General features: G+C 73.6%; 7 protein-coding genes. 4 read left to right on the forward strand and 3 right to left on the reverse strand.

What is annotated here, in order from left to right; all coding sequences use genetic code 11:
- Positions 1–2 precede the first annotated feature (2 nt).
- Positions 3–935: a LysR family transcriptional regulator gene (locus GTY47_RS10715; protein ID WP_010035509.1), complete on the reverse strand. Its 933-nt coding sequence runs from the start codon at positions 933–935 to the stop codon at positions 3–5.
- An 89-nt stretch (positions 936–1,024) separates the two neighbouring features.
- On the opposite strand from GTY47_RS10715, the gene GTY47_RS10720 reads away from it, so the two are divergent.
- Both GTY47_RS10720 and GTY47_RS10725 read left to right on the forward strand, forming a co-directional pair.
- Entirely contained in the window at positions 1,025–1,948 is a 924-nt protein-coding gene (locus tag GTY47_RS10720) for a zinc-binding dehydrogenase (protein WP_010035510.1), read from the forward strand.
- Complete coding sequence (locus GTY47_RS10725) at positions 1,945–2,925, forward strand: alpha/beta fold hydrolase (RefSeq protein ID WP_010035511.1); 981 nt, start codon at positions 1,945–1,947, stop codon at positions 2,923–2,925. Before GTY47_RS10720 ends, GTY47_RS10725 begins: the two co-directional genes overlap by 4 nt.
- Positions 2,926–2,971: 46 nt before the next feature.
- Here the strand turns inward: GTY47_RS10725 and GTY47_RS10730 are convergent, their stop codons facing one another.
- The gene (locus GTY47_RS10730; RefSeq protein WP_050810182.1) at positions 2,972–3,874 is read right to left on the reverse strand and encodes a helix-turn-helix domain-containing protein; all 903 of its coding nucleotides are present in this window, start codon (positions 3,872–3,874) and stop codon (positions 2,972–2,974) included.
- Positions 3,875–4,107: 233 nt separating this feature from the next.
- On the opposite strand from GTY47_RS10730, the gene GTY47_RS10735 reads away from it, so the two are divergent.
- The gene (locus tag GTY47_RS10735; RefSeq protein ID WP_010035514.1) at positions 4,108–5,565 is read left to right on the forward strand and encodes an MFS transporter; all 1,458 of its coding nucleotides are present in this window, start codon (positions 4,108–4,110) and stop codon (positions 5,563–5,565) included.
- A gap of 31 nt (positions 5,566–5,596) precedes the next feature.
- Here GTY47_RS10735 and GTY47_RS10740 read toward each other — a convergent pair whose 3' ends face one another.
- A complete protein-coding gene (locus GTY47_RS10740; RefSeq protein WP_029180871.1) occupies positions 5,597–6,316 on the reverse strand; it encodes a TetR/AcrR family transcriptional regulator C-terminal domain-containing protein in 720 nt (239 codons plus the stop codon).
- 179 nt (positions 6,317–6,495) lie between these two features.
- On the opposite strand from GTY47_RS10740, the gene GTY47_RS10745 reads away from it, so the two are divergent.
- A partial coding sequence (locus tag GTY47_RS10745) for a CocE/NonD family hydrolase (protein WP_199784617.1) occupies positions 6,496–7,647 on the forward strand: 1,152 nt, incomplete at its 3' end.

The raw sequence follows: 7,647 nt of genomic DNA on the forward strand, positions 1-7,647 counted from the left end.
CCCTAGGTGGTGGCGTGGGGCTCGGGCAGCCAGTCGTGGGCCGGGTCGTACTCCAGCCAGCGGTTGCGGCCGGCCTCTGTCATGAAGGCGGTCAGCAGGTCACGCAGCAGTGGATGCCCGCCGGTGTCGCGCCACAGCAGTGACCAGGCGTACAGCGGTGTGGGATTCACCAGCGGGACGGAACGGGCCCCGGGCAACCGGGGAAGCGGTACGTCGGCCGGGAGCAGCGAGAAGCGCCGTGCGTCCGAGAGCATGGCGGCGAGGAAGTGGTCAAGGCCCAGATTGGGGCCCTCGGCGTGGTCTCGGATGCCGAACTGTTCGGCGAAGCGGCGCAGGAAGTCGAGCCGGTCCAGCGCCCCGGGAGTCCACAGCACACTGTCCCGCAGCTGTTCGGGCCGCAGCGCGGGCTCGGCCGCGAGCGGATGGCCCTCGCCGAGGACGACGTCCACCGGCTCGAGGCGCACCAGACGGTGCGTCAGTCCGGTCGGCAGTGGCGGATGTACCCGCCCGAAGCCCGCGTCGATGTCGCCGTGCAGCAGGGCGGCCGCCACCGACGGCAGATCGCGGCCGTGTCCAAGTTCCAGAGAGAGCTCGCCGGTCCGCGTCGCCACCTGGGCAAGTGCCCGCATCGGCGCGTACAGGTGGCCCCACACGTCAACCCGTAGCGGACGGTGCTCCTCCCGGACCGCGGCCAGGGCCTGGTCAGCGGCGGCCAGCGTCTGCCGGGCCGGTCCCAGGAAACGACGTCCGACCTCGGTGAGCTGCACCCCTTGGCCACTGCGCCGGAACAGCTCGGTGCCGAGCTGGGACTCCAGCCGCGCGATCCGTTTGGACAGCCCCTGCTGTGAGATCGACAGTGCCGCGGCCGCCCGTCCGAAGTGCAGCTCCTGTGCGGCGAGCACAAAGGCGCGGACGTGCGCCAAGTCGAGATCCACGCCTTTCACCATAGGTGACAGCCAACGGTTGTGGGCGTTTCCGTTCTCTTGTTGGATTGCCCGGCGTCGCCGCCCGTTTCATGCATCGCATGCAGAGACTGATCCCCACGGGGAATCCGGCGCGTCCGGTCGCGTTCGCGGAGGACGTCCAGCCCGTCCCGCAGCCGGACGAGGCATTGATCAGGGTCGAGGCGTTCGCGCCGAACCGGGGCGAGACGTTCCTCCTGGAGCGGCCGCGGCCGGGGCTGCTTCCCGGCAAGGATGTCGCCGGCCTGGTGGTGCAGGCTGCGGCCGACGGCTCCGGCCCGCAGATCGGCGCCCGAGTGGTGGGGCACCCGCCGCAGGGCGGCTGGGCGGAGTACGCGGCGGTGCCCACTCACTCGCTCGCGGTGCTGCCCGATGGCATCGGCGCCGTTCAGGCCGCAGCCCTGCCGCTGGCGGGGATCACCGCACTTCGGCTCCTTCGTACGGCCGGCGGCGTGACGGGGCGGCGGATCCTGCTGACCGGTGCGTCGGGCGGTGTCGGCCACTACTTCACCGAACTGGCAGCGGCCGCAGGAGCGGAGGTCAGCGTGGTGACCGCCACGCCGTCACGCGGCGAGCGGCTGCTCGAGCTGGGGGCGGCGGCGGTCGTGCACGAGGTGACCGAGGCTCAGGGGCCGTTCGACGTGGTGCTGGAATCCACCGGCGGCGCCGATCTGCCGGCCGCTCTGTCGAAGCTGGCACCGGGCGGCACGCTGATCTGGTTCGGCCAGGCCGGCCGCACTCCGGTGACTCTCGACTTCTTCGACCTCCTCGCCGGTTGCGAGGGGGCCACGATCCGCCACTTCCACTACGCCGGCGCGCCCTACGGCCCCGACCTCACCACTCTGGTGCGCCTGGTGAACGGCGGGCGGCTCCATCCGGAGATCGGCCGCGTCGCCGACTGGGAACAGACCGCGCGGACACTGGTCGACCTGCGGGAACGCCGTATTCGGGGCAAGGCCGTCCTCACCACGGGAAGCGTGCGATGAGCGCCGCCGAATTCGCCGCCGCCCAGAGGACGCGCGCCACCGGGGCCGGGCTCGACCCGCACGAGTACGAGCGCGTCACCGGTGGACTCGTCTCCGTCGACGGGTGGGGCGAGGCATTCATCCGGACTGCGCAGCAGCACGTCGCCCGAGCGAAGCAGGCCGCCTCACCCCGGTCGGCGGGCGAGCACTATCAGGTGGCGGCACGCTGGTTCCACATCGCCACGCTCGCCCCGCACGGGGACCAGTCCCCGGCCGCCACGGAGGCGGACCGCGCCATGGGCTGCGCGCTGGCCCTCCTGGAGCCCGGTGCCCGCAGGGTCGAGGGGCCGGCCTTCACCGGCTGGCTGCGCGGCCCCGCCGACGCGCCGGCCACCGTGGTCGTCGTCCCCGGCCTGGACTCCGGTAAAGAGGAGTTCCACACCGTCACCTCGGCCCTGCTGCGCAGGGGCGTGGCGGTGTTCACGATGGACGGGCCCGGCCAGGGCGTACTCGCGGCCACCACCACGGTGCGGCCGGACTACCACCAGGTGATCGGCCAGGTCATCGACGCGCTCGGGGTCGACCGGGTCGGGCTCATCGGGCTCAGCCTGGGTGGTTACTACGTCGCGGAAAGCGCCGCCCACGAACCTCGCGTGGCCGCTGCCGCCACCGTGAGCGGTCCCTTCCGCCTCGACTGGGACACCGCCCCGCCCTTGGTGCGGGACATCCTCACCCGGCGGGCCGGAGGACCCGAGGCGGCCCGCGACTTCGCCCGCCGCGTCGACCTGTCCACGCCGGCACCGCGTATCGCCTGCCCGCTCCTGGTGGTGGACGGCGGCCGCGACGTCATCCCCGGCGTGACCAACGGGGAGCCGCTGGCCCGCCTGGCGCCGCACGGCGAGTACCTGTTCGTCCCGCACGGCGATCACCTCCTCGGCAATGCCCGGGCCGACTGGCTGCCCACCACCGCCGACTGGGTTCGCGGAGCGCTCACTTGAGCCGCTGCACCGACGAGACCGTCCTGATCACCGGCGGCACCAGCGGTCAGTGATGACCGTCGGTGATCAGTTGCCGGCCGGAGTGCGGCGGCTTCGGGTGGGTGTCCGCCGGTTCCAGGCGGAGCATGGCCGCCTCGTCCGGGGTGCCGGGGGCCGCCTGGTAGACCACCATGCGCTGGCCGCCCGTCCGGGCCAGTCGCATGACCTCGTAGGTCAGGGTCATCGGGCCGACCTTCGGGTGCCGGAAGCACTTCTGCCCGCCGCCGCGTTCGCAGACGTCGTACCGCTCCCAGAGCTGCGCGAACTTCGGTGACTTCAGCATCAGTTCGCCCACGAGCGCGGTCAGCTCGGGATCGTCCGGATCGGCCCCGGCGACCGCCCGCAGATGCGCCACCGAGAGGGCGACGGTCTCCTCCCACGGCTCGTAGAGCGTCCGGCCGACCGGGTGGAGGAACAGGTAGCGGGTCAGGTTGCGCTGGTCCTCCGGCCAGTCCCAGAGACCGGGCATCAGCCGTCGGCCGGGCGGGTTCGCGGCCAGTACGCGGTTGAAGCGGCTCACCACGTAGGCGGGCAGCGGGCGCACCGACTCCAGCATCCGCAGGACCGAGTCACGGACGGTGTGGTCCGAGCAGGCCGGCAGTTCGGAGGGCCGGCCGGAGGCCAGTTCCGCGAGCTCGTGCAGGCGTTCGTAACCGTCGCCGCGCAGCCGCAGGGCACGGCCGAGGGCGTCCACGACGGCGGGGGAAGGGTTGGTCTCCCGGCCGCGCTCCAGGCGGATGTAGTAGTCGACGCTCACTCCGGCCAGCGCGGCCAGCTCCTCACGGCGCAGTCCGGGAGTGCGGCGCAGGCCCGCGCCGGCCGGGAGACCGACGTCCTCCGGGCGCACCTGCGCCCTGCGGGCCTTCAGGTATCGGCCGAGCTCCGTGCCCCTCGTATCCGCTGCTGCCATTCGGCCATTGTCGCAGGCGGTCAAGGAGCGTGGGGGGCCGTGTCAGGGCCTGGAACGCCGCACCCCGGGCACAGCGCGGTCTTCCGGGCGGGTCGCGCGCGGGCGGAGAGTTGATCCGCCGGAGCGGGCGGCCCGTCCGCCTGGGCCCAGGGGGTGCGCGACACCGGTCCGCGGCCCCGGTGGCCTGCGGCCGCCCGCCCGGTCATCTCTGTTCAGCCGTCCAGGAGTTCACCATGCCGGCCACCCCCGCCCCGACCCCGTCCGCATCCCCGTCCCCGTCCTCGTCCCCGTCCCCGTCCGCCACCACCGTCTCCAGCCCCGGGCACGGGTCCGAGCCGTCGGCGCCCGCCCCGCGGCGCAGCGGCGTCGCGCTGGTCGCTTCGCTGCTCGGCTTCACCGTGATCACCATCGACGTCTCGGCGGTGAACATCGCGCTGCCCGCGATCCGGGACTCCCTCAGCGGCGGGATGGCCGGGCTTCAGTGGGTGGTCGACGCGTACACCCTGATGTTCGCGGCCCTGATGCTCTCCGCGGGCGCCCTCGCCGACCGCATCGGCGCCCGCCGCGCCTACGCATGGGGCGTCGCCTTGTTCACCCTCGCCTCGCTCGCCTGCGCGCTCGCGCCCGGCATCGGCGTGCTGGTCGGCGCACGCGTGGCGCAGGGCGCCGCCGCCGCGATCGTGATGCCGGCCTCGCTGGCGCTGATCCGGCAGGCCTACGAGGACGCCCGGGCGCGTGCCCGCGCCATCGCGCTGTGGACGGTCGGCGGCTCGGTGGCGATGGCCGCGGGCCCGGTGCTGGGCGGGCTGCTCACCGACTCGTCCGGCTGGCGGGCGGTCTTCCTGCTCAACCTCCCGGTGGGCGCGGTGATCCTGGGCCTGCTGGTCCGGGTGCCGCGCTCCCCGCGCCGGCCCGCCGCACTGGACGGCGGCGGTCAGCTCACCGCCGTACTGGCCCTGGCCGGGCTGGCCTTCGCGGTGATCGAGGGCGGCCACCTCGGCTGGACCAGCGGCCCCGTGCTGGCCGCCGCCGCGCTCGCCCTCGCCTCCGGGTACGCCTTCCGCGTGGTGGAGTCCCGGCACCGCCAGCCCATGGTCCCGCTGGGCATGCTGAGGGACCGCCGGGTGGCCGTCCCGCTCGCGGGCGGTTTCGCCGTCAACGCCGCCTTCTACGGCGGGATCTTCCTGCTCGGGCTGTACTACCAGCAGCTGCGCGGAATGTCGGCGATCGCGGCGGGGCTGATGTTCGTGCCGATGTCGGCGGTGGTGACGGCGACCAACCTGGTGTCGCCGCGGCTGGCGGAGCGGATCGGGCGGCGGCCGGTGATCGTCGCCGGGCAGCTGATCTTCACCGGAGCGATGCTGGCCATGCTGCCGCTGGCCGCGCACACCCCGATATGGCTGGTGCTCGTCCTGCTGCTGCCGTTGAGCGTCGGCGGGGCGCTCGCGGTGCCCGCGCTGACCGCGCTGCTGATGGACGCCGTCCCGCAGGAGCGCGCGGGGACCGCGTCCGGGCTGCTCAACTCCCTTCGCCAGACCGGCGGTGCGCTGTCCGTCGCCCTGTTCGGCAGTCTGCTCGCCGGCCCCGGCGGGGACTTCTCCCTCCCGGGCATGCGCATCGGTCTGCTCACCGTCGCCGCGCTCCTCCTCGCCACCGCCGCGCTCTCCCGGCTCCTCCTGCCCCGCAGCTGACCCTGGCTCTCCCGCCCCGCAGCCGGCGGGATCAGTCGGTGCCGAGGCCGTCGATCAGGCGGTTGAGGAAGCGGGTGAAGGTGGCTTCGGGGGTCACGGCGCGTGCGGGGGCCGCGAGGGCTTCGGCGAGTTCCGGGTGGTGCCCGTCCGCGGCGACGGTGGCGAGGTAACGGGCTTCCGCCGCGGCCCGGTCGGGGGACCTGGCCGCTGCCGCCTGCGTGATCTCGTAGGTGACGTGCCCGGCGACGAACGCGGTGAGCTGGGCGAAGACCTCCAGCTTCGCCGCGCCGTCCAGACCGGTGGGGCGCAAGGCGGCGAGGGCGTGTTCCAGGAAGGCCAGCGTGTGGGGGCCGGGGCTGCGGCGGGTGGAGAGAGCGGCGGGCAGCCAGGGGTGGCGGAGCATCAGGTCGCGCTGGCGGTGGGCGATGGTCTTCAGGTCGGCGCGCCAGTCGCCGGTGAGAGGGCCCGACGCTGGCAGTTCGCCGCTGACGTGGTCGACCATCAGCTCCAGCAGCGTTTCCTTGTCGGGGGCGTAGCTGTAGAGCGACATGGCTCCGGCTCCGACCTGTGCGGCGACCCGCCGCATGGTGACCGCTTCGAGCCCTTCCGCGTCGGCCAGGGCCACGGCGGCCGCCGTGATCGCCTCGCGGCTGAAACCCGGCCTGCGGCCCCTGCGGGGCCGATCGGGGCTCAGCCACAGCTGTCGAGGGTCGGTGCCCGGGGTCCCGGACCCGCCGCCGTCACGCGTCACCGTCTCCGTGCTCCTGTCCTTGTGGGTCGCCGTGGTGGTGGTCGCCATCCAAGCATCCTCTATTCTCGTACGTCGTACGAGAATAGAGGAGGGGAACCATGGCATCACGCAACGACGACGCTGCGGCAAGGCCCGCCTGGACACCGCCCGGCCGGAAGCCGCCGCTGTCCTCGCGGATGATGAGGGCGATCTGGCGCGGGCTGCCGGACAAGCGGCACGACGTCGGATGGGAGCCCGGGCTGGTGGTGCCGGCCGCCGACGGCAGTCCGCTGGTCACCGACCACTACTTCCCCCGGACGCCCGGCGACTTCCCCACTCTCCTGGTGCGTTCGCCGTACGGCAGGGGCCTGCCCTGGTCCCCCATGTACGGCATGCTCTTCGCCGAGCAGGGGTTCCACGTGGTCCTCCAGAGCTGCCGCGGCACCGGCGGCTCTGGCGGTGCGTTCGATCTGTGGCGCCACGAGGCCGCCGACGGCCTGGCCACGGTGTCCTGGCTGCGCGGGCGGCCCTGGTTCGACGGGACGCTGGGGACGGTCGGCCCCAGCTATCTGGGGTACGTGCAGTGGGCGCTCGCCCTGGACCCGCCGCCGGAACTGAAGGCCATGGTGGTACAGGTGGGGCTGCACGACCCGTACGCCCTGTTCTACGCGGACGGCGCCCTCCGGCTGGAGAACGCGCTGCTCGTCGGCCTGGGGATGGCCTACCAGAATCGGGGGATCGGGCCGTTCGCCCGGGCGACGCTGCGCCTCCAGCGCCGTATGCGCGACATCGTCACCGCGCGGCCGCTGCGCGGGGCGTACGCGTCCGCTCTCGGGGACGTGCCGTGGCTGGACGACGTGATGACGCACCCGGACGGAGGCGACCCGTACTGGGACGGCGCGTCCCTGGCACGGGCGGCCGAGGGTCTGAGCGTCCCTACGAGCCTGATCTCCGGACGGTACGACGCCCTGGTCGACCAGACCTTCGACCAGTACGCCCGGCTGCGGCAGGCCGGATGCGACACCGCCCTGCTCGTCGGCCCCTGGACCCATACCTCCGCCATGCAGCAGGGCTGGCCCGAGGTCTTCGCCGAAAGCCTGGCCTGGCTGCGGGCGCACCTGTGCGGCGATCCCTCGGGGCTGCGCCCCACGCGCGTGCGCGTGCACGTCGGCGGCGAGGACGCATGGCGGGACCTCGACGACTGGCCGCCCCTCTCGCCCGCCACCACCTCATGGGTTCCCACCGCGGACGGCAGCCTCGACCGGCTGGCGGACGAGGGGCGTGCCGACGGCGGGGGGTTCGTGGACGTCGTGGCGCCTGCGGGCGACGCCGGGCCCGCGGACGGTTCAGGC

It is taken from the genome of Streptomyces sp. SID5464 (assembly GCF_009862985.1).
In the GTDB taxonomy this organism is placed as follows: Bacteria; Actinomycetota; Actinomycetes; order Streptomycetales; family Streptomycetaceae; genus Streptomyces; species Streptomyces chartreusis_D.

Coding starts and splice junctions, on each gene's coding strand:
- GTY47_RS10720 (WP_010035510.1), top strand. CDS start 1,025: ATGCAGAGACTGATCCCCACGGGGAATCCGGCGCGTCCGGTCGCGTTC.
- GTY47_RS10725 (WP_010035511.1), top strand. CDS start 1,945: ATGAGCGCCGCCGAATTCGCCGCCGCCCAGAGGACGCGCGCCACCGGG.
- GTY47_RS10730 (WP_050810182.1), bottom strand. CDS start 3,874: ATGGCAGCAGCGGATACGAGGGGCACGGAGCTCGGCCGATACCTGAAG.
- GTY47_RS10735 (WP_010035514.1), top strand. CDS start 4,108: ATGCCGGCCACCCCCGCCCCGACCCCGTCCGCATCCCCGTCCCCGTCC.